Annotated in this window: 18 protein-coding genes and 1 pseudogene; 13 read left to right on the top strand and 6 right to left on the bottom strand. The window is 68.6% G+C overall.

Annotation, left to right across the window (positions count from 1 at the left end; all coding sequences use genetic code 11):
• Positions 1-21 precede the first annotated feature (21 nt).
• From IPG61_06460 to IPG61_06450, 3 genes are all read right to left on the bottom strand, one after another.
• Positions 22-888 carry a hypothetical protein gene (locus IPG61_06460; protein ID MBK6733720.1) on the bottom strand — a complete coding sequence of 289 codons (867 nt, stop codon included), beginning with the start codon at positions 886-888 and terminating at the stop codon, positions 22-24.
• 282 nt (positions 889-1,170) lie between these two features.
• Positions 1,171-2,292, bottom strand: a complete 1,122-nt coding sequence (locus tag IPG61_06455) for an isocitrate/isopropylmalate dehydrogenase family protein (protein MBK6733719.1) — start codon at positions 2,290-2,292, stop codon at positions 1,171-1,173.
• 117 nt (positions 2,293-2,409) lie between these two features.
• Positions 2,410-3,702: a hypothetical protein gene (locus tag IPG61_06450; GenBank protein ID MBK6733718.1), complete on the bottom strand. Its 1,293-nt coding sequence runs from the start codon at positions 3,700-3,702 to the stop codon at positions 2,410-2,412.
• 110 nt (positions 3,703-3,812) lie between these two features.
• Between IPG61_06450 and IPG61_06445 the strand changes: the two genes are divergently transcribed.
• Complete coding sequence (locus IPG61_06445) at positions 3,813-5,420, top strand: bifunctional metallophosphatase/5'-nucleotidase (GenBank protein ID MBK6733717.1); 1,608 nt, start codon at positions 3,813-3,815, stop codon at positions 5,418-5,420.
• Positions 5,421-5,533: 113 nt separating this feature from the next.
• Entirely contained in the window at positions 5,534-6,013 is a 480-nt protein-coding gene (locus tag IPG61_06440; protein MBK6733716.1) for a hypothetical protein, read from the top strand.
• A 6-nt stretch (positions 6,014-6,019) separates the two neighbouring features.
• On the opposite strand, the gene IPG61_06435 is transcribed toward IPG61_06440, so the two are convergent.
• Both IPG61_06435 and IPG61_06430 read right to left on the bottom strand, forming a co-directional pair.
• Positions 6,020-8,149, bottom strand: coding sequence for a diguanylate cyclase (locus IPG61_06435; protein ID MBK6733715.1), 2,130 nt, complete (start codon positions 8,147-8,149; stop codon positions 6,020-6,022).
• A gap of 91 nt (positions 8,150-8,240) precedes the next feature.
• Positions 8,241-9,095, bottom strand: coding sequence for a LysR family transcriptional regulator (locus IPG61_06430; GenBank protein ID MBK6733714.1), 855 nt, complete (start codon positions 9,093-9,095; stop codon positions 8,241-8,243).
• A 325-nt stretch (positions 9,096-9,420) separates the two neighbouring features.
• Between IPG61_06430 and IPG61_06425 the strand changes: the two are divergent.
• Both IPG61_06425 and IPG61_06420 read left to right on the top strand, forming a co-directional pair.
• Positions 9,421-10,963, top strand: a pseudogene (locus IPG61_06425) (menaquinone biosynthesis decarboxylase).
• Complete coding sequence (locus IPG61_06420) at positions 10,960-11,739, top strand: ubiquinone/menaquinone biosynthesis methyltransferase (GenBank protein MBK6733713.1); 780 nt, start codon at positions 10,960-10,962, stop codon at positions 11,737-11,739. Before IPG61_06425 ends, IPG61_06420 begins: the two are co-directional and overlap by 4 nt.
• A gap of 84 nt (positions 11,740-11,823) precedes the next feature.
• Here IPG61_06420 and IPG61_06415 read toward each other — a convergent pair whose 3' ends face one another.
• Positions 11,824-12,894 carry an HNH endonuclease gene (locus IPG61_06415; protein ID MBK6733712.1) on the bottom strand — a complete coding sequence of 357 codons (1,071 nt, stop codon included), beginning with the start codon at positions 12,892-12,894 and terminating at the stop codon, positions 11,824-11,826.
• Between IPG61_06415 and IPG61_06410 the strand changes: the two genes are divergently transcribed.
• The 9 genes from IPG61_06410 (at position 12,842) to IPG61_06370 (ending at position 24,525) form a co-directional block, all read left to right on the top strand.
• A complete protein-coding gene (locus IPG61_06410; protein ID MBK6733711.1) occupies positions 12,842-13,615 on the top strand; it encodes a UbiX family flavin prenyltransferase in 774 nt (257 codons plus the stop codon). The two genes, IPG61_06415 and IPG61_06410, sit on opposite strands and share 53 nt — an antisense overlap.
• A 5-nt stretch (positions 13,616-13,620) precedes the next feature.
• Positions 13,621-15,861, top strand: a complete 2,241-nt coding sequence (cadA, locus tag IPG61_06405; GenBank protein MBK6733710.1) for a cadmium-translocating P-type ATPase — start codon at positions 13,621-13,623, stop codon at positions 15,859-15,861.
• A 31-nt stretch (positions 15,862-15,892) separates the two neighbouring features.
• Positions 15,893-17,698: a DEAD/DEAH box helicase gene (locus tag IPG61_06400; protein MBK6733709.1), complete on the top strand. Its 1,806-nt coding sequence runs from the start codon at positions 15,893-15,895 to the stop codon at positions 17,696-17,698.
• Between the two features lie 37 nt (positions 17,699-17,735).
• On the top strand, positions 17,736-18,716 hold the full coding sequence (locus IPG61_06395) for a D-2-hydroxyacid dehydrogenase family protein (protein ID MBK6733708.1): 981 nt from the start codon (positions 17,736-17,738) through the stop codon (positions 18,714-18,716).
• 373 nt (positions 18,717-19,089) lie between these two features.
• Positions 19,090-20,007 carry a transcription termination factor Rho gene (rho, locus tag IPG61_06390; GenBank protein MBK6733707.1) on the top strand — a complete coding sequence of 306 codons (918 nt, stop codon included), beginning with the start codon at positions 19,090-19,092 and terminating at the stop codon, positions 20,005-20,007.
• Positions 20,008-20,018: 11 nt separating this feature from the next.
• Positions 20,019-20,492 (top strand): ester cyclase, encoded by a 474-nt coding sequence (locus tag IPG61_06385; protein MBK6733706.1) that lies wholly within the window; start codon positions 20,019-20,021, stop codon positions 20,490-20,492.
• A 61-nt stretch (positions 20,493-20,553) separates the two neighbouring features.
• Positions 20,554-21,339, top strand: a complete 786-nt coding sequence (locus tag IPG61_06380; GenBank protein MBK6733705.1) for an AAA family ATPase — start codon at positions 20,554-20,556, stop codon at positions 21,337-21,339.
• Entirely contained in the window at positions 21,284-21,805 is a 522-nt protein-coding gene (locus IPG61_06375) for a DUF4143 domain-containing protein (GenBank protein MBK6733704.1), read from the top strand. The genes IPG61_06380 and IPG61_06375 overlap by 56 nt, the downstream gene beginning before the upstream one ends.
• Positions 21,806-21,915: 110 nt before the next feature.
• On the top strand, positions 21,916-24,525 hold the full coding sequence (locus IPG61_06370) for a YgiQ family radical SAM protein (protein ID MBK6733703.1): 2,610 nt from the start codon (positions 21,916-21,918) through the stop codon (positions 24,523-24,525).
• Positions 24,526-24,593: the final 68 nt, after the last annotated feature.

The raw sequence follows: 24,593 nt of genomic DNA, 5'->3' as shown, positions 1-24,593 counted from the left end.
GGCCGGCTCACTCTCCGGCCTCTAGAACGCGTACTTTAAGTCATGCACCCGCTGCCGTTCCAGCACCCGTGTCAGCACCCGCCGCCCGTAGTACTCCAGCCATCGCCCCGGCAGGGTGATCCGGCTCGCGAACAATCGGCTCTCCAGCAGCTCCGCAATCTCCAGCTTGTCCGTCCGCATCCCCCGCACCTGGGCCGGTGTCGGACTGCCGCGGACCTTCTCCTTGCGGCCTTTCATGTAGTTGCGCCAAACGAGGAACACCGCCAGCCGCTCGGCGCTCGCCTGACGTCGCTTCGACCACGCGATCGTCTCCCGCTTGTGATTGGCACTGCTGTGCCGCAAGAGCATGTCCGCCAGGTTTACCGGGAAGAGCCGGTTGCGCGCATCCCGCCGCTCCTTGCTCGATGTCACCAGGTGCGTCACTTCGCACGGCAACTGCCGTATCGCCCGGGGATACGCCTTATGATCGTCGCTCAGTACCGTCAGGCGCTTCTGCCCACCGGCGACAACCTCGAGCAGATGGGTCACGTCCTTCAGGACTGCCTTGGGGTCAGGCCGCCCGTACTGCTGCTCGAGGCGCTCACGCTTGCGCTTCTGGGCCTCGGTCATGGAGCCTGAGCGACGCACCTCGCTGTCGGTGAAGTAGACGAGGAGATCGGACCCGGGCTCGACAGCCGGATGGTGGTGAAAGGGCCAGAACTGGGAATGCTCAAAAGTAACGAAGCCATCGATGGCGACTGTGGAAGCCGGCTTTGCGTCCTGCATCTGCTGTGTGTGGTACAGCATGCAGTGCCGGCCGAGTCGCGCCAGCTGGCGATCGATGGTGGAAGGTGCAACCCGCAGTTCACGGGCGATCTGGCGATTGGCCATGCAGCCGACGGCTTTCATGACGAGCTGGCCTAGGACGTCGGGCCTCTTGAGCCAGTAGGAAGTCGCGAAAGTCTGAGTGCTGAAGGAACGGCGGCAGCACAGGCAGAGGAACCTGGGGATACGCTTTCGCTGGCAGTGACTCCAGTGGTAGCCAATGCGTTTGAAGCGCCATTCATGGCGCAACCCACTGTGGAAACGGCAGTTGGAGTTGGGACAGTGAGGTGGGTCGAAGGATCTGGCGTTGGTGTTCATGTCCGGCCCGGGGCATCAACCGGGCCGGACACAATCTCGGCGGCACAACTAGCAGCGCGCGGCGATCGCTTTGGCCATGCCGGTGGTTGTCGTGGCGCCGCCCATGTCATAGGTACGAGCCTTCCCGTCCTTGATCACAGCCGCAACCGCACTCTCCATCCGCGCCGCCATGTCCTTCTCGCCCAGGTGATCGAGCATCATCTTGGCCGAGAGGATCATCGCGATCGGGTTGACCTTGTTCAGCCCGACGTACTTCGGCGCCGAGCCGTGGCTGGGCTCGAAGATGCCGATGTCGTCGCCGAGGTTGCCGCTGCAGGCGAAGCCGAGGCCGCCGACCAGCTGCGCGCAGAGGTCGCTGAGGATGTCGCCGAACATGTTGCTCGACACCATCACCCCGTACTGTTCGGGGTTCTTGATCAGCCACATGCACATGGCGTCGATGTTTGTCTCCCACAGCTCGATGCCGGGGTAGTCCTTGGCGATCTTGCGCGCCTCCCGCACCATCAGGCCGCTGGTCTCGCGCACCACGTTCGGCTTCTCGACGATGGTCACCGTCTTGTAGCCGTACTTCTTCGCGTACTCGAAGGCGTCGCGCACGATCTGCTGGCAGCCCAGGCGCGTCAGGATGCGCGCCGACAGCGCGATGTCCTCGTTGGCCGTATCCGCCAGGCGCTTCGTGGGGCCGGGCAGCGTCTTCACCATGACATCGCGCAGTTCCTGCGGCAGCGGGTGCCACTCCACGCCCATGTACAGGTCCTCGGTGTTCTGGCGGAACACGACCATGTCGAGGTTGTCGCGGTAGTTCAGCGGGTTGCCGGCGTATGCCTTGCACGGCCGCAGGTTCGTCCGCAGGTTGAACTCCTGGCGCAGGCGCACGATGGGGCTGCGATACACATGGCCCTTGCCGCGCAGCTCGGGGATCAGTTCGGCCTCGGCCTCTTCCTTCGGCTTGCTGGTGATGGCGCCGAACAGCGCAGCGTCCACGCCGCGGAGCATCTCGAGCGTGCGGTCAGGCAGTGCGTTCGCCTCGCGGCACCAGATCTCCCAGCCGATGTCGCCGGGGATGTAGTCGGCGTCGAAGCCCAGCGCGTCCAGAACGATGCGCGTGGCGTCCATCACGTCGACGCCCACGCCGTCGCCGGGCATCCAGCCGATCCTGTACTTCGCCATGGCCTGTCTTCCTCCTGGGAAACGGGGGCCGGGCCCCGGAAACGGGGGCGGCATGGTCGGGTTCACGGGTCCAAAGATATCGCCGGAAACGCGTCCGCACAAACCGGCGCGCGCGGCTCAGCGCCGCGGCAGGAGGGCGCCCGGCATCCGGTCACCGCCGCCGGGCGAGCAGGCGTGGCTTACCTGTTCGCGCAGCTGCTGCGATTCCGGCCAGCGGGCGATCGCCTTGTACTTGGAGTCGAGCTGGTGGGTCAATCCCAGCGCCACGGCCGCCAGCAGCAGCGGGGCCAGGTAGGGCAGGTATCGCCGGCGGCCGGCGCGGGCCAGCAGCGAACTGCAGCCGGCCGCCCCGGCGGCGATGACCACGCAGAAGCCCAGGGAAGCCAGGTAGAGGTGGTTGAGGTTGAGCCACTGTCCGGCCACGGTGTGCGCGGTGAACGGCAGCAGCGTGATGTAGGTCCACGCGATGAAGAAGCGGATGGCGCGGCTGCCGAAGACGAAACCGAAGAAGCTGTACGAGACGATGGCGATGGTCAACGCGAAGCGGATCCAGGTGCGGGCCTCGAACAGCCAGGCCACCCAGAACGGGGCCGTCTCGATCATCGGGCTTCGCTGCAGCGGGAAGAACATGAGGGTCAGGTAGCGAAAGAGGTTTTTCACCGAGAGGATGGAGAAATACGTCTGCTCGCCGCCGCCGCCGAAGACGGTAGGTTGCCCGAAGCCCCATTGCGCCTGGCCCACGTAGAACACCGTGCCGACGATGATGAAGATCAGCAGGTCCGGCGACCACACCGGCCGGCCCCGCCGCCGGTGGAAGAACGCCTTGTACGCCAGCAGGCAGCACAGGAGCGAGAACGACGAGGCGCGCGTCAGCCCCGACAGCAGGAAGATCGCGAGCCCGGCGAGGAAAAACGGTGATCGCAGGCGGCCGTCGCGCCGGAAATCGTTCCGGATGAAGAAGTAGAGCACCAGCAGGTGCAGCATGGCCAGCAACAGGCTTTCCAGCGCATGCACCGTGGTGAATACGCGGCCGTAGCTGCCCACGCCGAGCGCGAACATGAGGGCGGCGACCACCGCCATGTTGCGGCGCGGGAACAACATGTTCACGAGCATGTAGACGACGAAGGCATTCAGGGCGTGGATCAGCAGGTTGACCGCCAGGTACCCGCCCACGTTGAGCCCGAACAGCCGGTACTCGGTCAGGAACACCAGCTGCAGGAGCGGCTGGCTGAAATAGAAGCCCACGTGGTGGAACATGTCGGCCGGGTCGCGCGACAGGGAATGGGCGTCACAGATGATCTGTGCGTCCGTTCCGTCCCACAGGGGCGTGGTGGTGAGTCGGCCGAAAGCCGCGAATACCGTTGCCAGCATCAGCAGGAATATCGGCCCATGGGTCTTGAGTATTTTCATGTCTGGCTTAATAATAACCCGGCGGGCGCCGCCCGGGCAATCGAACGCCGGGGCGGCGCCCGGTTTTCCCCGGATTTCGGGGGTTGTCGACCAACCGAAGGGAGCCGGGGATGATGTTCCGGCCTGCATTGACGATAGAAGTGCCGGCGGGCGGGCGGCGGTCCCTGGCTGTGGTCGTCGCCCTGCTGGCGATGCTGCCGTGCGCCTGGTCCGGCGCCGCACTCGGGGCCGGCGAGCCGCAGCCCGCCTCGGGCCAGGGCCCCTACAACCTGACCATTTTCCACACCAACGACACCCACAGCGGGCTGTTCGCGCGCCCGGCCGACTGGCGCGATGATGGCCGCGCGGTGGGCGGCGTGGTGGCGCTGGCCCATTATCTGGCCATCGAGCGCCGCACGAGTGCGGCAGACCTGCTGGTCGACGCCGGCGATTTCATGACCGGCAACCCGGTCTGCAACCTGCGCGAGGACGGCGTGCCCGGGGCCGCCGTGGCGCGCCTGCTGAACGCGCTGGACTACGACGCCGGCCTGGTGGGCAACCACGAATTCGATATCGGTTTCGCCGACCTCAAGCTGCTCCTGCCGCGGTTCGAGCACCCGGTGCTGGCGGCCGACATCGTGGATCTGGACGGGAAGCCCGTCTTCCGCGCCGATCCCGTCGTTGTCGAGCGCGGCGGCGTGCGCGTGGGCATCATGGGGGTCTCCTGCGGCGAGATGACCGAGGTGGTGGCGCCCAGCCGCTTTGCCGGCCTGGTCATGGCGCCCCAGGAGCCGCTGCTGCGCCGCCAGGCCGCCAGCCTGGATCCGCAGACGGACCTGCTGGTCGTGCTCAGCCACAACGGCCTGGACGAGGACCGCAAGCTGGCGACGGCGCTCGCCGGTTCGGGCATCGACGTCATCGTGGGCGGGCACAGCCACACGCGGATGCGCCAGCCGGAACTGGTCGGGGGCATCCTCATCGTGCAGGCCGGTTCGGCCATGACGAACCTGGGGCGGCTCGATCTGCGCGTCGAGGATGACCGCGTGGTCGGCTATGAGGGGCGGCTGGTCAGCCTGTGGGCCGACTCGCTGGCGACCGGCGGCGACCTGAAGGACCTGACCGCCCTGGCGGCCGGCTACCAGGAGCAGGTGCAGCGCGAGTACGGCCGCGAACTGGGTAAGCTGGCGGTGGACCTGCGCCGCGGGCGCGGCGAGAGCGAACTGGGCGACTGGCTGGCCGATGTGCTGCGCGAGGCCGCGGGGGCCGACGTGGGCCTGATCAACTCGGGCGGCATCCGCCGCGACCTGCCGGCCGGGACTCTGACCCGTCTGCACATCCACGAGGTGCTGCCGTTCGCCAACTCGCTGGTCACCGTGGCGATGACAGGGCGGGAACTGGCCGCGTTCGCCGACTGGAACGCCGCCGGCCAGGTGGGCGGCGACCACGGCATCCTGCAGGTGTCGGGTCTTTCCTATGCCATCGTCACGGGCGAGGGCAACGCGCCGGCCCGCGCCGCCGAAGTGACCGTCGGCGGCCGGCCGCTCGACCTTGAAGGCGCCTATGTGGTGGCCATGCCGGACTTTGTGGCGATGATGGCCCCGGTCTACCTGGGGCGGCCGAATCCGCCGTTCACCGACCTGGGGCAGGAGCTTTCGGCCGTGGCGGCCGCGGCCGTCGAGAAGGCCGGAACGGTGACCGCGCCGGCGGGCGGGCGTATCCGCGGGGCGCCGGGGCGCTGAGCGCGGCGGGCCGTTTCTTTCCGCCCCGTTTCTGCTACAATACAAGCGCCGGAAACCTTTTTCCGGCGCGCCCCGTCTGTACCAACCTGGCGCCAACGAAGGACGGTACCGCCATGGCAGCCCGCATCTACCCCGTGGATTACTACTACACGACGGTCGACGACCGGCCCGGCCAGGGATGCCGATTCCTGCGCGCATTGGCCGCCGAGGACGTCAATCTCGTCGCCTTCAACGCCTTCCCGGTGGGGCGGGAGCGTACCCAGTTGGTGATCTACCCGCTCAATGCGGTCTGGCTCGGCGATTTCGCGCGGCACGAGGGGTTGCAGCTGCAGGGGCCGCACCACGCGTTCATCGTGCAGGGCGACGACGAACTGGGCGCGCTGGTGAGCATCCACGAGAAGTTGTGCAACGAGGACATCAACGTCTCGAGTGCCAACGGCATCACCGACGGGCGCGGCGGCTACCGTTACATCCTGCACGTGCATCCCGAGGACTACGAGCGGGCGCTGGCCGTGCTAGGGGTGGACCAGAACCTGCGGCCGCTGGCCGAGTACCACCTCGACCTGCGGCGCCGGTTCCAGGCGAAGGGCTAGCGGGCGTCAGGCGTCGATGCGCGTGTGGATGCAGACCACATTGCGGCCGTTGTCCTTGGCCGCGTACAGGGCCTCGTCGGCATCGCGCAGCATGTCGCGCGTGCACTGGTGTTCCGCGTTGCGCACCGACACGCCGATCGAGATGGTGATGTTGCCCTTGAACACCGGCGACTCGATCATGTTCTTCTCGACGGCCTCGCGGATGCGGTTGCCGATGTCGTAGGCGTACTGGACGTCGGCGCCCGGACACACGACCAGGAACTCCTCGCCGCCGTAGCGGCTGACCTTGTCGTACTCGCGGACAGCGCCGCGCATGGCCGTGGCCGTCCGCTGCAGCACGATGTCGCCGGCTTCGTGCCCCCAGGTGTCGTTGACCCTCTTGAAGTGGTCGATGTCCATCAGCATGACCAGCATCGATTCGCCAGACCGCGTTGCGCGCGACCACGTCTCGTCCAGGAATTCCAGGCCGGCGCGACGGTTCGGCAGGCCGGTCAACTGGTCCTCGCGGGCCAGGCTCTCGAGCTTGCGGTTCAGCTTGTTGATGTGGCTGAGCTGGTGACGCATCTCTTCGCGGTCACGCAGGCTCTGCTCGCGCAGCCGGATCACCTGCGACGCGCCGCGCAAGCGCGCGGCCAGGATGCGGTGGTCCATCGGCTTGACGATGTAGTCGTTGATGCCGGCCTCGAAGCCCTGGACCAGTTCATCGCCCGTATCGTTGGTCGTGTTGATGATGAAGTAGATGCCCTGCGTCTGCGGCGACGAGCGCAGCATGCGGCACAGTTCCAGGCCGTCGAGGCGCGGCAGCATCCAGTCCGAGAGGATCAGTTGCGGCGCCGTCTTCAGGGCCGCTTCGAGGGCCTGGCGGCCGTCCGCGGCGCCGGTGATGCGGTGGCCCAGCTGCTCCAGCTTGTGCGTGAGCACCTTCATCTCGATGGCGCTGTCGGTGCAGATGAGGATGTCCAGCCCCTGGTCGGTCTCGGCGGGGACTTCTTCGGTCACGGCCTCCGTCACCTTCGGCCTCGGCGCGGCGGCGGGGGCGGCCGTCGGCGTGGTGGCCCGGGCGCCCTCCTCGGTCATGGCGGCTTCCGACGCGGTGACGGGCGGCCCGCTGCGGCGATTGGCGACCGGCGCGGCGGTTTGCGGCGCCGGGGTGTCGATGACGACACCGCGCGAACGCGGGCGATCGTCGATCACGCCACCCTGGGCACGGGCCTTGATCACCAGCGTCTCCAGCGACGGCACATGGGAAGTCACGATATCCAGCACGCTGCCCATGCGCGCCCATTCGACGAGGATCTCGTCGTACATCGAGATCCAGGGCATCTCCTCGAAGCCCAGCGACAGTCCCGCCTTCAGGAAGTCGAGCACCATCAGGTGGCGGCGCGGGCCGGTCTCCACGCAGATGTCCGCGGCCAGGCTTGATGCGTGCAGCACGCGCGCCAGTTGCCGGCCCCGGTCCTTCGCGGGCGCCACCGCCGCGCCGGTGATCCAGCTGCCGTCCTCCTGGTAGCGGGCAGCGGCCACAACGTGCTCGGGCAGCCGCCAATCCTCGAGGATCGCGGCGGCAGCGTCGATGTGGGTCAGGCCGGTCACGCTCTTCTCGAGCGCAGCGAGGTCGGCGGGCGAACCGTGATCCCAGCGCGCAAGGATCTCCGCGTAGTCATCCGGATACACGCTGGCCATGGCCAGTCGACCGATGTGCGAGAGCAGGCCGCAGGTGAAGCCCTCGTCGGGGTTCAGCGAGCGCACCAGGCGCGAGATGGACTGGCAGCTGACCGCCATCGCCAGCGACCGCGTCCAGTAGCGTTCGTAGTCGAACGCCGCGCAGGGTCCGCTGCGCGCGTTGGCCAGGATGGAGAAGCTCAGGCACAGTTGCCGCACCTGGGCCAGGCCCAGCCGCATGAGCGCGTCACGCAGTGCGATCACGTGCACGCGTGAGCCGGAGTCGGCGCTGTTGGCGTACTTGAGGATCTGTCCCGTGAGCGCCGGATCGCCCTGCAGTACGTTGGCCAGTTCGTCGGTGCTGACCAGGGGGTCGCGCGTCATCTCGAGGATGGTCAGGGCAATGCCGGTGGGCGACGGCAGGTTGCCCGAAGCCTTGAGTTCCGCCAGGATAGAATTGTCGGTCAGGCTCACGCGTTGGCATCTCCTGTTGAAGTCCGTTGGGCGTCACGGCTGCAACAGGGTTATCGCCCGGAAACGGCCCTACTTGATATCGGGCTTTCCCTTAGCCGAGGGCGCCCGGGCAGGTCCGGGTCAGCAATTCGACCACGGCCTGCTGCAGGCGCGAGTAGTAGGGGAGCGCGTAATGGTGCAGCCAGACCCCGGACGGCTGCGGACGGTACTCGGGCAGCTCCCGGATGTCCTGCCTCCCGGCCAGCATGTGGCGCGGGACGACGGCCCGGCCCATGCCCAGGGCCACACCGTCGATGATCCCGTACACGTCGGACATGTAGGACCGGCGGTACTGGGGGCTGAGCCCCTGGAACTGGAAGAACTTCTCGGTGACCTGGTCGTCCGGGTTGATGTCCAGCCAGACATGGGCCCGGGTGGCGTAAACGGCGCTTTCGATGGCCACATACGACTCCGTGCCCAGGCTGTATTTCTCCACCGCGGCCCAGGGCAGTTCGCTGTCGAGGATGACCAGGTCCGCCTCGCCGCGCTTGAGCATGCCGGGCAGGTTCTTGAGTTCGGAGTTGATCAGTTCGCAATGGACCTTGGGGTGGTCGCGCAGCAGCGCCGCCAGGGCCGGCAGGACCACCGGGCGCAGCACCGAAAGGTGCCCGGCCACGCGGATGGCGCCGGCCAGATCGCCGGTACGCGACGTGGACAGGTCGGCCAGGATCTCGGCTTCCAGCGACTCCTTGGCCTCGCAGAAGCGCAGGATGCGGCTGCCGGTATCTGTCAGGCGCACCGCGCCCGGCGCGCGGACCAGCAGGGCGGCGCCCAGTTCCTCTTCCAGCTTGCGGATGCGTTGGGACAGGGCCGATTGCGTCAGGTTCAGGCGTTCGGCGGCCCGGGTGAAGTTCAGGGTACGGGCCACGGCGACGAATGCTTCGAGCTGGCGGGACGAAAGCTGCATGGCGGTGGGCTCTCCCTGGGCCGACGGTGGCTGTTCTTTCCATTAGCTGGACTGATGGAGGGATCATATCAATAAATTGTTCACTTTTCAATCCCGAAACTATCATAATCCAGTCAAAACCTATGCTGATTCTGCGGGTGCGGGCAGGGCGGGCGACCTACCCATCACCCAAAGACCACGGCCCCGACACGTCTGCCAAGGCGCCGGGGCCGTTGGTCTACCTGCCTTGCCGCTCCTGTCACCCTCTGCTAAGTTCCTTCTGCCCGCGGCCTGACGGCCGATCCGACGGGACTTCCCGGACCCCCGCAGACAGGGACCCCTGCCCATGGCCAAACCGACCGCCAACCTGCGCGACTTCGTGCGCCTGTGTGAAGAGCGCGGCGAACTGATCCGCATCAGCGAACCGGCCGATCCCTGCCTGGAGATCACCGAGATCGCCGACCGGTTCGTCAAGCGGGGCGAGCGCCCGGCGCTGCTCTTCGAGAACCCGGCGCCCGGCCGCTGGAGCGCGACGGCGGGCGGCCGTCCGCAGGCCCGCATGGCCGACGGCCGGCCGGTGCCGGTGGTCATCAACCTGTTCGCCAGCGAGCGCCGCATGGCCTGGGCCCTGGGCGGCGAGACGCTGGCGGAGGTGGCGGCGCGGGTCGAGGAGCCGCTGCGCCTGGGGCCTCCCGACGGCCTGTGGGAGAAGATCCGCCTGCTGGGCAAGCTGAAGGAGTGGGGCTCGGCCGCGCCGAAGAGCGTGGGCCGGGGCGCCTGCCAGGAAGTGGTCGTGCAGGGCGATGAACTCGCCAGGCGCGGCCTCCTGGACCTGATGCCCGTGCTGACAACCTGGCCGCGCGACGGCGGGCCGTACATCACCACGCCGCTGGTCATCACCCGCAGTCCCGAGAACGGTCGCCGCAACATCGGCATGTACCGCATGCAGGTCTTCGACGGCCGCACCACCGGCATGCATTGGCAGATCCACAAGACCGGGGCCGCCCACCACGCCGGTTACGAGAAGCGCGGCGAGCGCATGCCGGTCTGCGTGGCGATCGGCGGGCCGCCGGTGCTGACGTATGCGGCAACGGCGCCGCTGCCGCCGGACGTCGATGAGGCCCTGTTCGCGGGGTTCCTCACCGGGCAGCCCATCTCGATGGTGAAGGCGCTGACCTGCGACCTGGAAGTGCCGGCCGAGGCCGACTTCATCATCGAAGGCTATGTGGAACCGGGCGAGCGCCGGCTGGAGGGCGATTTCGGCGATCATACCGGCTGGTACTCGCTGGCCGAGGAATTCCCGGTCTTCCACGTGACCTGCATCACCAGCCGGCGGGAGCCGCTGTACCTGACCACGATCGTCGGGCGGCCGCCGATGGAGGACGGCTGGCTGGGCCAGGCCACCGAGCGGTTGTTCCTGCCGCTGCTGCGCGTGCCGCTGCCCGAAGTGGTGGACTACCACCTGCCGGTGGCGGCGTGCTTCCACAACCTGGTGATCGTCAGCATCCGAAAGTCCTATCCCGGGCACGCGCGCAAGACGTGCCATGCGCTGTGGGGCACCGGGCAGATCATGTTCACGAAGAACGTGATCGTCGTCGACGCCGACGTGGACGTGCAACCTGAACGAGGTGCTGTGGCGCGTGACCGGCAGCATGGACCCGGCGCGCGACGTGTTTTTCAGTGAAGGCCCCGTGGACCAGCTCGATCACGCCACCAACCTGCCCTGCTTCGGCGGCAAGATGGGCATCGATGCCACCACCAAGCTGCCCGGCGAGTACGGCTACCAGCGGCAGTGGCCGGAACTGGTGACCATGTCGGCGGACGTGAAGGCCGACGTGGACGCGAAATGGGCGGCGCTGCTGGCGCAGCTGGGCGGTTCCACGCGATGAGTGAGCCTGTCCGCAACGGCCGCTTCGAGGAAGTGCACGCCCGCGAGGCGGGCGTGTGGACCGTGCGCGACCCGCAGCAGCACGGGCGTTCGGTGCAGGCCATGTTCGCGCGCATTGCCGGCGTCTACGATTTCATGAACCATTTCCTCAGCGCCGGCCGCGACCGTGCCTGGCGCAAGCGGGTGGCCGCGCGCATCGACCACGATGCCTGGGAGATCCTCGACCTCTGCGCCGGCACCGGTGACCTGGCGCTGGCCTGCCGCGCGGCGGGGCGCGGCCGCGCGTGGCTTGCGGCCGATTTCTGCGCCGAGATGCTGCGCGGCTCGCGCGGGAAGAAGGGCGCCGACGAACTGGAACTGCTGGCGGCCGACGCCCTGGCGCTGCCCTTGCGCGACCACAGTGTCGATGTGGTGACCGTCGGCTTCGGTGTGCGCAACTTCGCCGACGTGCGCGGCGGCCTGGGCGAGATCGCGCGCGTGCTGCGGCCGGGCGGGCAGTTGGTGGTGCTGGAGTTCTTTCGCGACGATCCGCGCGCCCACGGCGAGTTGCGCGGCGTAGTGGCGCCGATCCGCTTCCTGGTCGGCAATTCCGTGCGGCTGCTCGGCCGCCTGGTGGGCCGCGACAAGGGCGCGTATGCCTACCTGCCGGCGAGCATGGACCAGTTCCTGACGGTGCGCGAGTTCCGCGACCTGCTGGCCGAATACGGGTTCAGCGATGTCGAGGTGGAACGGCAGACTTTCGGGATCGCGCATATCGTGGCGGGCCGGCTGCCGTGAATGGCGCGCGCTCGGCATGATGAATTGGCAGAGTTTGCGCGCCGATGTGCGTGTTCTGGGATGATTGTGCAAGAACGATGGCCGTCATTCCGGTGACTCCTTCAGCGATTGCCGCGCCGCGTCTTCAGCATCGTGCAACGTGCGGTGGCATCGCCAGCACAGCACTTTCAGGTTCTCCAGCTTGTTCTCGCCGGCCTCCGCCACCGGGCGGATATGGTGCACCTGCAGGAACACAGCGCACTCGCACCCGGGCGATTCACAGCGATAGCGCGCCCGTTGCAGGGCCCGGCGCCGCAGGCGCTGGTTCACGGTGCGGCGGCGGTTCCCGTCGGCATCTTCCACCACCGCGTCACACATGCCGGCTTCCAGCATGGGGCGGGGCACTGTGAACTCGCCCCGTGATGTGGGGCAGGAAGCCCGGCCACAGGTGGGACAGGCGAGCATGACCACCAACGGGACGCTGCTGTCGCCGTCCTGGCCTGCATTCGCGCCGCCGAGCCCCTCCAGAACTGCCTCTTCCAGGTTTCCCCTGCGTCTGGCGGCCTCGGCCAGGCGTTGCCAACGCGCATACTGCTCAATGGTGAAGCGCAGTTTGATCGCGAGCGAAACCGGTGACGCGGGAATGGGCGCGGCAAAAGGGGCCTCGCCTCTGGGCCTCATGATATTGGACGGAAGCTTCACGGGCGCCTGAACTGTCAACTCGAGTTGGCGGGGCGATGCGGGAATGTCTTCTTGGGTTTCCTCCGTCTGTCCCATGACCACCGCACCCAACTCCGCGCTGGTGAGCGTGGCCGCGAGCTCCAGCCATTGCTTCTGGTCCTCCGGCCGCGCCCGGCGGCAGATCATGCGCGCCTGGCTCCAGGACAGGCTCCCTGCCTGCAGCGCCTTCTCGACATCGGGAAAATCCGCCAGATTCCGCGCGAGCTCAAGAAAGCTGCGGCATTGAGCCGGGCTAAGTCCGGCCGCGGCCTGGGCATAGTCCGTGATGCTCGCAAAGCCCAGGGCCCGGTGGATCTGGCGTTGGCGAACCTGCAGCAGGTAGTAGGCGGCTCGGACGAGATCGCGGTGGAGAGCGTGCAGGGAATGCACAAAATTGTTATGAATGGCCTGTTGGGAAGGCAGTAGTCGTTCCAGATTGGCAAGTTCCTGCTGCATTGTGTTAGCTTCCTCATGTGCGGGTAAGGTGCCTGAAAACGGGTCAACGCATGAGGAATCGTCACGAACCCTGCACATCGAACCACGAACCCTGACAATTCCACAACGCAACGCCATCCCGGAAAGGCCGGCATTGAGCAATTCCCCCGCCATCGGTATCGGCTGGACCGGCGCCAGCGGCCTGGTCTATGGGGTCAGGCTGGTCGATGTGCTGCTGCATGCCGGCCGCGACGTGAACCTGGTCTTCAGCGATGCCGTGCGGCAGACAGCGCACGCCGAGATGGGCCTGGACGTGGCCGGCATCCTTGATCGCCTGGGCACCATGGGCCCGGGCAGCCTGCGCGTCTTCGACCAGCACGATTTCTCGTCGCCGCTGGCCAGCGGTTCGGCGCACGGCGGGCCGTTCGTGATCGTGCCCTGCTCGATGGGCACGGCCGGCCGCATCGTGGCCGGCACCAGCGAATCGCTGCTGTTGCGCGCGGCCGATGTCTGCCTCAAGGAGCGGCGCCCGTTGATCGTGGTGCCGCGCGAAACCCCGCTCGCCACCCATCACCTCGAGCACCTGGCCACCCTGAGCGCGCGCGGCGCGCTGGTCGTGGCGGCCATGCCGGGGTTCTACCATCGCCCGCAGTCGGTGGGCGAGATGGTGGACTTCATCGTGCAGCGCGTGTGCGACCACCTCGGCGTCGATGTCGAATTGACGCCGCGCTGGGGCGCGTGAGGAACATGAGCGAATCCAGGAAGCCGCCCACCACCGCCGAAGCCGCCTTCAGCGTGACCGGCATGAACTGCGCCGGCTGCGTGAACCACGTGGAGAAGACCGCGTCCGCAGTGACGGGCGTCGCGTCGGCGCAGGTCAACCTGGCCCGCGGTCGCGCCACGGTGACGTTCGATGCGCGGATGACTTCGGCGCAGGCGATCGCCGACGCGCTCACCTTGTCGGGGTACCCGAGCACGCCCGAGGTTGCCGGCGCTGACGCGGCAGTCGCCGAAACGGAGCGCCTGCGCAGCCAGGAAGCCCACACGCGGCGCTGGCTGCGGCGGGCGCTGGTTGGCGTTGCGCTGTGGCTGCCCGTCGAGGCGGTGCACTGGACGCTGCACTTCAGCGGGCGGCACGCGGGCGACTGGATGGAATGGGCGGCGCTGGCCACGTCCACGGCCGCGATGGTGCTGGTGGGCTCGGCCTTCTTCCGGAATGCCTGGTCCGCCCTGCGACGCCGAACGACCGACATGGATGTGCTCATCGCCATGGGCACCAGCGTGGCCTGGCTGTACTCGCTCGTCTCCTTTGCCGGCTACCAGCTGGGAGCCTGGGCGACGCTGCCGAACCTCTACTTCATGGAGGCCACCGGCCTGCTCGCCCTGATCAGCCTGGGCCACTGGCTGGAGGGCCGGGCACGGCAGAGCGCCGGGCGTGCCATCCACGAGTTGCTGCAGCTGGCTCCGTCGAAGGCGTTGCGGCTGGATGCGGCCGATGTCCCCGTCGAGGTGCCGGTGGCCGCGCTGCTGCCCGGCGATCGCCTGCTGGTGCGGCCCGGCGACCGCGTGCCCAGCGACGGCGTCGTGATCGAGGGCCGCTCGAGCGTCGACGAATCGATGATCACGGGCGAACCGCTGCCGGTCACGCGCGATCTCGACGACGAAGTCATCGGTGGCACCCTGAACGTCGATGGCCGCCTGGTGATCCGCGCCACGCGCGTGGGTGCGCAGACGGCGCTCGCGCAGATCGTCCAGCTGGTCGAGACGGCGCAGAACAGCAAGGCGCCCGTGCAGCTGCTGGCCGATCGCATCGCGGCCGTGTTCGTGCCGGCGGTGCTCGGGGTGGCGCTGGTCACCGGCATCGGCTGGTACGTGGCCGGGACGCTCGGCGGCTGGGAATCAGCCGTGCTCTGGAGCCGGCTGGCCAATGCGGTGTGCAGCGTCCTGATCATCGCCTGCCCCTGCGCGCTGGGCCTGGCGGTGCCGGCCGCCCTGATGGTGGGCACGGGCCTGGGCGCGCGCCGCGGCATCCTCATCCGCGACATCGATGCGCTGCAGCACGCGGAGAAGGTCACGCTCATCGTCCTGGACAAGACCGGGACCATCACCAGCGGCAAGCCGGTGGTGGTGCGCCTGGTGGATGACGAGGTGCTGCGGCTGGCGGCAGCGGCTGAGCAGTCGAGCGCGCATCCGCTGGCAAAGGCAGTGCTCGATGCGGCGCGCGCGCGGGGGCTGGCGCTGCCCGCCGTCGGTGCCTTCCGCGACGAGCCCGGTTCCGGCGTATTCGCCACGGTTGAGGGACGCAACCTGGTCGTGGGGAGCGAGGCGTTCGTGCGGCGCGAGACGGTCGCCGGCGGCGCCCTGCCCGAAGGCGCCGGATCGGAAGTCGGCACCGAAGTCTGGATCGGCGAGGCCGGCGGTGCCATACTCGGCGTGCTCGGCATCGAGGACGAGGTGCGGCCCGACGCCGCTGCCGCGATCGCGAAGCTTCACGCGCGGGGCCTGCGCACGGTACTGTTGACCGGCGACCGCGAAGCGACGGCGCGGGCAGTGGCAGCGCGCGTCGGCATCACCGATGTGCGCGCCGGTGTGGCGCCCGCGGGGAAGCGTGCGGTCATCGAGTCGTTGCAGCAGGGCGGCAAGGCCAGGGTGGCGATGGTGGGCGACGGCATCAACGACGCGCCGGCTCTGGCCCAGGCCGACCTGGGCATCGCCATCGGCAGCGGCTCGGATGTCGCGAAGGAGACCGGCGGCATCGTGCTGGTGAGCGGCTCGCTGCTGCTCGTGCCTGCGGCCATCGGACTTTCGCGCGCGACGATGCGCTGCGTGCGCCAGAACCTGTTCTTCGCCTTTCTCTACAATGTGCTGGCGATCCCGCTGGCGGCGTTCGGCCTGCTGAACCCGCTGATCGCGGCGGCGGCGATGGCGCTGTCCGACGTGACGGTGATCGGAAATGCCCTGCGCCTGCGGTGGGCAAAGGTGGATTGAGCCCGTTCTCCCCGACGTTCGGAGTCCTGCCATGTCGGAATCCGCCCCGGAATTCAGCGACCTGAACCTGGCCGCCCCGCTGGTCAGGGCCGTTGCCGAACTGGGCTATGAAACGGCCCTGCCCATCCAGGAGGCGTGCATCCCGCCCCTTCTGGCGGGCCGCGACGTGCTGGGACTGGCGCAGACCGGAACCGGAAAGACGGGCGCCTTCGCGCTGCCCCTGCTGTCGCGCATCGACCTGGCGCTCAAGGCGCCGCAGGTGCTGGTGCTGACGCCCACGCGCGAACTGGCCATCCAGGTCGCCGAGGCGTTCCAGGCCTATGCCCGCCACCTGAAGGAATTCCATGTGCTGCCGCTCTACGGCGGCCAGAGCTACACATTCCAGTTCAACCAGCTGCGGCGCGGGCCCCACGTGATCGTCGGTACGCCGGGACGCATCCAGGACCACCTCGACCGCGGCACGCTCGACCTGGGCAGCATCGCCAGCGTGGTGCTGGACGAGGCCGACGAGATGCTGCGCATGGGTTTCGTCGATGCCGTGGAGGCCATTCTCGGGACGACGCCGCCCGACCGCCAGATGGCCCTGTTCTCGGCGACCATGCCGGCACAGATCAAGCGCATCTCCAAGCGGCACCTGAAGGATCCGGTGGAGATCCGCATCGAGAACAAGACCATGACCGCCGAGAGCATCGAGCAGGTGTATCTCGTGGTGCCGCCGGCCGGCAAGTTCGAGGCGCTGGTCCGCATTCTCGAGACCGAATCGTACGACGGCATCATCATCTTCGCGCGCACGCGGCTGGCGACGGGAGAATTGGCCGAGAAGCTGTCGGCGCGCGGCTACGATGTGGCCGCCCTCAGCGGTGAAGTGACGCAGATCGCGCGGGAACGCATCATCAAGCGCCTCAAGAACGGTCGCCTGGACATGATCGTGGCGACGGACGTGGCGGCCCGCGGCCTCGATGTCGAGCGCATCTCGCTGGTCATCAACTACGACATCCCGGGCGATTCGGAAGCCTATGTGCACCGCATCGGCCGCACCGGCCGCGTGGGGCGCTACGGCAAGGCGATCCTGTTCGCGAGCCCGCGCGAGCGCCACCTGCTGAACTCCATCGAGCGGCTGACGCGGCAGCCGCTGAAGCGCATGGAGATGCCGAGCCACGACGAAGTGACCCGCAAGCGCGTGGGCAAGTTCCGCGACGAGCTGGCCGCGTTCATGGAGGGCCGGCCGCTGTTGTTCTTCGAGGACCTGAGCCTCGAGTTGATGGATTCGCTGAAGATCGACGTGCTGCAACTGGCCGCCGGCGCCCTGGCCTTTGCCCAGAAGAACCAGCCGCTGCAGGCCGAGGACAACGGGGCCCTTGCCGATGCCCGCTGGGACGAGCCCCGGCCGGCGGCGCGCGAGCGCGGCCCGGCGCCAGGGCGCGGCTCCCGGAACATGGCGCTGTACCGCATCGATGCCGGCAGCGCCGACGGCGTCGAGGTGCGGAACATCGTGGGCGCCGTCACGAACGAGAGCGGGCTGCGCAACCGCGTCATCGGCCAGATCCGCATCCACCCCGACCACGCGACCATCGAGTTGCCCGACGACCTGCCGCCGGCCATGATCGAGCACCTCAAGAAGGTGTATGTCGGGGGCAAGGCCATGAAGATGGAGCGCGTCGGAGGCGGGTCGGGCGCCGGAGCCGACCTGCGGCACGAGCGGCCGCCGCGGCAGCGCCCGAAAAAGAAGGAAGCGGCGCCGGCGCACCAGGCGAAGCCCGTCGCGAAGGCTCCCGCGAAGAAGCCCAAGAAGACGCCCAAGCCGGGCGCCAAGAAGGACAGGCGGCGGACCGAATAGCCGGCCCGCCGCGGCCTCCGTGAAGGGGAAACCGTCCGTGCAGATCGCCGTTGTCCACGACTACGCCGATGTCTTCCGGCGCACCCCGGCGTTCGTGCGGCTGGCCGGCCACGAAGTCGTCGTCTGCACGGAGGCGAACCCGGACCCGGCGCACCTCGTGCGCGCGGCAGGCGGCTGCACCGCCCTCGTCCTGACGCAGCAGCGCGTCGCGCTGACGCGCGCGATGATCGCGCAGCTGCCCGACCTGCGCTTCGTCGCCCAGACCGGCCGCAACACCGACCATCTCGATCTCGAGGCGTGCACCGACCGCGGCATCGTCGTCTCGGTCGGACGGCGCAGCAGCTCCGGGCCCTACTCGACCACGGCCGAACTGGCCTGGGCCCTGATCCTCGCCTCGCTGCGGCACCTGCCGCTGGAGGTGGAGCGCCTGCGCGCCGGCCACTGGCAGTCGACCACGGGCACGCGCCTGTTCGGCCGCACGCTGGGCGTGTATGCGTTCGGGAACATCGGCGCCGCGGTGGCCCGTGTGGGCCGCGCCTTCGGCATGGAGGTGGTGTGCTGGGGACGCGAGGCCTCGCTGACGCGCGCCCGCGACGAGGGCTTCGCCGTCGCATCCTGCCGCGAAGCCTTCTTCGCCGGCGCCGACGTGCTCAGCCTGCACCTGCCGCTGCAACCGGCCGCGCGCGGTCTCGTGACGGCTGCGGACCTGGCGCTCATGAAGCCGGATGCGCTGCTGGTCAACACGAGCCGGGCGGGGATCATCGAGGACGGGGCGCTGACAGTCGCGCTGCAGCGCGGGCGACCCGGCTTCGCAGCCGTCGATGTCTACGAACAGGAGCCGGTCATCGGCGCCGCCCATCCGTTGCTGGGGCTGCCTAACGTGTTGTGCACGCCGCACCTGGGCTACGCCGAGCAGGGCACCCTCGAGGCGCTGTATGCGGTGGCCGTGGAGCAGCTGCTGGCCTTCGCCGCCGGAGCGCCCTGCGACGTGGCCAATCCCGGCGCTGCCGGGCGCTGACCGGTCACTGGCCGGTCACTGGCCGGTCACCTGGCGATTTGGCGTTCGCCGCCGGATCGGTTATATTCGGGGCCGGTCCGCCACCCCGGGGTTCTCCTCCCCGCACGCGGCGACGGGCCACACGCCGGCACGGGCCGGCTTCCCCGATGCCACGACAACTTACGCCTGAAATGGATCTGCATGTCCGACACCACTACCGGCGTTCTGGACCTCTCCCAGAAGGGGGACGGATTCCTGCGCAACCCGGCCAAGTCGTTCCAGCCCTCTCCCGATGATGTGCTGGTGCCGCGGCAGGCCATCCAGAAGTTCGCGCTCGTGCACGGCGCCACCATCACCGGGCCGGTCAGGGCCCGGCAAGCGGTCGCCGCAGCTCGTGGGCCTGGACGCGGTCTGCGGCCTGCCCTACGACACCTACCGCAAGCGCACCCCGTTCGAGAAGCTGCTCGCGGTGAACCCGGACCGGCGCTTCCGCATCGGCGATTTCGGCGGGCCCACTATGCGCATCGTCGAATTGTTCGCGCCGCTGGCTCGCGGCACGCGCGGGCTCATCGTGGCCCCGCCGCGGACGGGCAAGACGGTGATGCTCGAGGAACTGGCCAAGGCCATCTGCGCCGAGATTCCCGACTCCCGCGTGGTGGTGCTGCTGGTCGACGAGCGCCCCGAGGAAGTCACGCACTTCCGCCGCTCGGTGCCGGCCGAGGTGCTGGCCAGCAACAACGACCACAGCATCGAGGCGCATATACGGCTCTGCGAGCTGACGATGGCGCAGGTGCGCTGCGAGGCCGAATGCGGCCACGACGTGGTGCTGCTGGTCGACAGCCTGACGCGCATGGCGCGCGCCTTCAACAACCGCGGTCCCGGCTCGGGCCGCACGCTCTCGGGCGGCCTCGACTCGCGCGCGATGGAGATACCGCGCAAGTTCTTCGGCATGGCGCGCAATGTCGAGGGCGGCGGCTCCATCACCGTCATCGCCACCGCGCTCATCGAGACCGGCTCGCGCCTCGACGACCTGATCTTCGAGGAGTTCAAGGGCACCGGCAACAGCGAGATCGTGCTCGACCGCCAGATGGCTGAGGGCCGCGTGTTCCCCGCCATCAACATCCGCACCAGCGGCACGCGCCGTGAAGAGCTGCTCTACACCGAAGACCAGATCGCCGCGCTGAACCTGCTGCGCAAGCGCGCCATCGCCGTGCCGCCGCGCCAGGCCATGGAAGGCATGCTCAAGCTGATGGAGAAGTATCCCACCAACGATGCGCTGCTGGCGGGGCTCAAGTCCATGCCCGGCGTCTGAGGAGCCGCGAGATGGCTGACGACGCGCGCGAACAGCTGGCCGCCATCGCCCGGCGCTGGGTGGAGGAGGGCTGGTGCGCGGGCGACGGCTCGCGTCCCGCCGGATCCATCGTCGACGAACTGCACGCCCCGGACTTCATCGACTACGACAGCGGCGGCCGCGCGTCCGACAACGCGGGTTTCCGCGACGGCATCGTGCGACTGCTGGCGGCGTTTCCCGACCTCGAGGCGGCGGCGCGCGATGTGGTGGCGGAACCCGCTGCGACTTGCGCCGGCGCAAGAGGGGTGGCCGCGAGCGGCAGCATCGCCGTTCGCTGGACGGCCGTGGGCACGCACCGAGGCGCCTACCTGGGTGTCGAGCCCACCGGGAAGCGCATCGCCTTCAAGGGTATCGAGATGATCCGCGTGCGCAACGGACGGATCACCGAACGGTGGGGCGAATGGGACGGGCTGGAGTTGCTGGGGCAGCTGGGGCGCGGGCTCTAGGTACGCCGTCGCGCAGAATGTCCTTGACTTTATTCATCTTTAGTCGAATAATTATTCAACCATGACCAAATACAAGGCACGGACAAGTTATTTGATTGTCCTCCAAGAGCTTAACTCGCGTTTGGCCGAGCGGGCGCCGACCCGTATCCAGCTGCTGGCCGGGCCGCGCCAGGTGGGAAAGACCACGCTGCTTTTGGAATTGGCTCGTGGGCTGGGACCGCGGGCCTTCTACCAGAGCGGCGATGGCCCCGAAGCTGCGGCGCCGGGGGCCTGGGAGCGACTGTGGCAGCAGGTCGCGCGCCTGGCGCGGGAGCATGCCGAGCAGGGTGGCGTCGTTGTCATGCTGGACGAGGTCCAGCATATCTCGGACTGGCCGCTCCGGCTCAAGGGTGAATGGGATCGGATCCTGCGCCTGGGCCTTCCCGTCCACGTGATCGCGAGCGGTTCGTCGGCGTTACACCTGGGCACAGGGTCGCGGGAGAGTCTGGCCGGCCGCTTCGAGCGATTGACCCTGTCGCACTGGGGAGCCGAGGCATTGGCGGCCGCATTCGGACTCCCGCGCCGGGAGGCCATCGAACTGGTCGTGAACGGTGGCGCGTGCCCCGGTGCCGTCACCTTGCGCCACGACCACGCCCGTCGCATGGCCTACCTGCGGGACGCGATCGTGGAACCGGCCATCGGCCGCGACATCCTTTCCAGCGGCAGTGCGCAAGCCTGCGCTCCTGCGGCAGGTGTTCGCTGCGGCCGCCTCGTCGCCGGCGCAGGTGGTTTCGCTGCAGAAATTGCAGGGAATGCTCGCCGATCGCGGCGCGCTGGAGACCATCGCTCACTACCTGAAGCTGCTTGAAGAAGCATTTCTGGTCGCTGGATTGGAGCGGCATTCGGAGCGTCTGCTGCGTCGCCGCGCCTCGCCCCCGAAGCTCGTCCTGTTGAATAATGCGTTCCTGGCCGCCATGGATCCCCGCGGTGCTCCCGATCGCGAGCGCGAGCCCGACCGCTTCGGCGCCTGGGTCGAGAACGCCTGCCTGGCCTTCGCCTGGAACGCCGGTCAGCAGGTTCGCTGCTGGCGCGAGGGGCCGCTTGAGGTGAATGCCGTGCTGGAGGGATCGTGGGGCCCATTGGCGATCGAGGTGAAGACCGGTCCGTTCGTTGCGGCGGATCTGCGCGGGCTGTTCGAGTTCACTCGGCGGCACCCCGCATACCGGCCGCTGCTCCTGTGCGACGAGCGTCATCTGGAAGTGGCGCGCCGCTGCGGGGTCGAGGCCATGGCCTGGGACGCGTTCCTGTGGCATGGGCCGCATGCCGTTGACTAGCCGCCGTCCGCCAAGATAGTGACGAATGCACGGAATCCACTCATATTGGGAACAGTGAGCCCATACCCCGAACCCGGAAAGTCCCACGGATCCTCATGACCGCACCGACCATGCCCAAGGCCACGCCCCTGTTCGTGCGCGCCCCCCGACCCGGCGCCGCGCCCGCGCCCGCGCCCGAACTGCCCATGTCGCGTGCCGAGATGGACGCGCTGGGCTGGGACGAGTGCGACATCATCATCGTCACCGGCGACGCCTACATCGACCACCCCAGCTTCGGGATGGCGGTGGTGGGCCGGTCGCTGGAGCGGGCGGGTTTCCGCGTCGGCATCATCGCGCAGCCGGACTGGCTCAGCGCCGCGCCGTTCACGGTGCTGGGGCGGCCGCGGCTCTTCTTCGGGGTCACGGCCGGCAACATGGACTCGATGGTCAACCGCTACACGTCCAGCCGGCGCATCCGCAAGGACGACGCCTACACGCCCAACGCGGAGCCGGACAAGCGGCCCGACCGCGCGGTGCTGGTCTATGCGCAGCGCTGCCGCGAGGCATACAAGGACACGGCCGTCATCATCGGGGGCATCGAGGCCAGCCTGCGGCGCATCGCCCACTACGACTACTGGTCGGACAAGGTGCGACGCAGCGTGCTGCCCGACTCGAAGGCCGACCTGCTGGTCTACGGCAACGGCGAGCGGCAGATCCTCGAGATTGCGCATCGTCTGGATGCGGGCCGGAACGTACGCGAGATGACAGACATCCGCGGCACCGCCTTCATGCGCAGCGGCGTGCCGGCCGGGTTCATCGAGATGGATTCCACCGAGCTCGATACGCCGGGCAAGCTGGTCGTGCATGCGGACCCGTATGCGATGGAGCCCGAGGGCTGCGCCACGAAGGACGATGAGCCCGATCGCGCCTGCTCGATGCCGGACCCGGGTGCATCGCCGGCCGGCCCGGATGTGGGCCCGGCCGATGCCGCGCCGCCCGCGCCCGGCGCCGCCGACCCGCGCAAGCTGTGGCGTGACCGCGACCGCACCGTGGTGCGCCTGCCGGCCTATGAACAGGTGGCGGTCGACCCGGTTCTCTATGCGCACGCCTCTCGCGTGATGCACGCCGAGACCAATCCCGGCAACGCACGCGCGCTGGTGCAGCGCCACGGCGAGCGCGACCTGTGGCTGAACCCGCCGCCGGTGCCGCTGTCGACACCCGAGATGGACGCCGTCTTCGACCTGCCCTACGCGCGCCGGCCGCACAGCAGCTACGGCCAGGCGCGCATCCCGGCCTGGGAGATGATCAAGGGCTCGGTGAACATCATGCGCGGCTGCTTCGGCGGCTGCACCTTCTGCTCCATCACCGAGCACGAGGGACGCATCATCCAGAGCCGCTCGGAGAAGTCGATCCTGCGCGAGATCGAGGCCATCCGCGACAAGACCGAGGGCTTCACCGGCGTCATCTCCGACCTGGGCGGGCCCACGGCCAACATGTACCGGCAGGCCTGCAAGTCGCGCGAGATCGAGGCGGCGTGCCGCCTGCCGTCATGCGTGTACCCGGCCATCTGCCCGAACCTCGACACCGACCACTCGGCGCTGATCGGCCTCTACCGCAAGGCGCGCGAACTGCCGGGCATCAAGAAGGTGCTGATCGCCTCGGGCGTGCGCTACGACCTGGCGGCGACCTCGCCGGCGTACGTGAAGGAGCTGGCCCAGCACCACACGGGCGGTTACCTGAAGATCGCGCCCGAGCACACCGAGGACGGCCCGCTGGACATGATGATGAAGCCGGGCATCGGCAGCTTCGAGAAGTTCCGGGCGCTGTTCGACAAGTTCTCGCAGCAGGCGGGCAAGAAGCAGTACCTGATCCCGTACTTCATCGCGGCGCACCCGGGCACCACCGACGAGGACATGCTGAACCTGGCGCTGTGGCTGAAGAAGCAGTCGTTCCGGCCCGACCAGGTGCAGACATTCCTGCCTTCGCCCATGGCCACGGCCACGGCGATGTACCACTCGGGTCGCAATCCGCTGCGCAAGGTGACGCGCGAGGCGAGGCCCGGCGGCGACGAGGTCTTCGTGCCGAAGCGCGGCAAGCAGCGCGACCTGCACAAGGCATTCCTGCGCTGGCACGACCCGGCCAACTGGCCGCTGTTGCGCGACGCGCTGCACCGGATGGGACGCGAAGACCTGATCGGCAACGGGCCGGAGTGCCTGGTGCCGCCGGGGAAGGGGAAGCTGATGGCCAACGTGAAGGGCAAAGCCAGGCCCGCAGGAAAGGCGAAGAGCGCAGACGACAGCGCGTCGCCGCCCCGCCCCGCCGGCGGGAAGGCGAAGGCCCCGGCCGATGTCGTGCGCATCGGCCGCGTGCCGGGTCGCGCGCGCCTGTCAGCCAAGGGACGGGCGGCGGCGAAGAACAAGCTGTCGCCCAACGACAAGGCTGCGGTGCTGCGCAAGGCCGCGGTGAAGGAGCGGCTGGCGGCCAAGGAGCGGGCGGCGGCCAAGGGCCAGGCCCCGGCGAAGGACAAGCTGGCGCCCGACGCGCGCAGGTCCGGGCCGGACATGGCACCGCCGGACCGCGGCCGGGGCGGACCGAATCCCGGGCGTCGCCGCAGCCTGGGCAAGCCGGAAGGCCGCACGGGCGGCAAGCCGCAGGGCCCCGGCGCCCCGCGGGCACCCCAGGCGGGTCGCAGCAGCGGCCGGGCTTCGAGCGCGCCGAAGAAGCGCGGGCGCGGGCGGTAGCCGATTTTCCGGAACCGGCGGCCGCCACCGCTGTTTACCGACCTTTGCCCTGGACCGCCCCACACAAC

The organism is bacterium (assembly GCA_016703265.1).
In the GTDB taxonomy this organism is placed as follows: domain Bacteria; phylum Krumholzibacteriota; class Krumholzibacteriia; order LZORAL124-64-63; family LZORAL124-64-63; genus CAINDZ01.
Note: the sequence above shows the minus strand (reverse complement) of the source record. Positions and strands in the feature narration are given on the sequence as shown.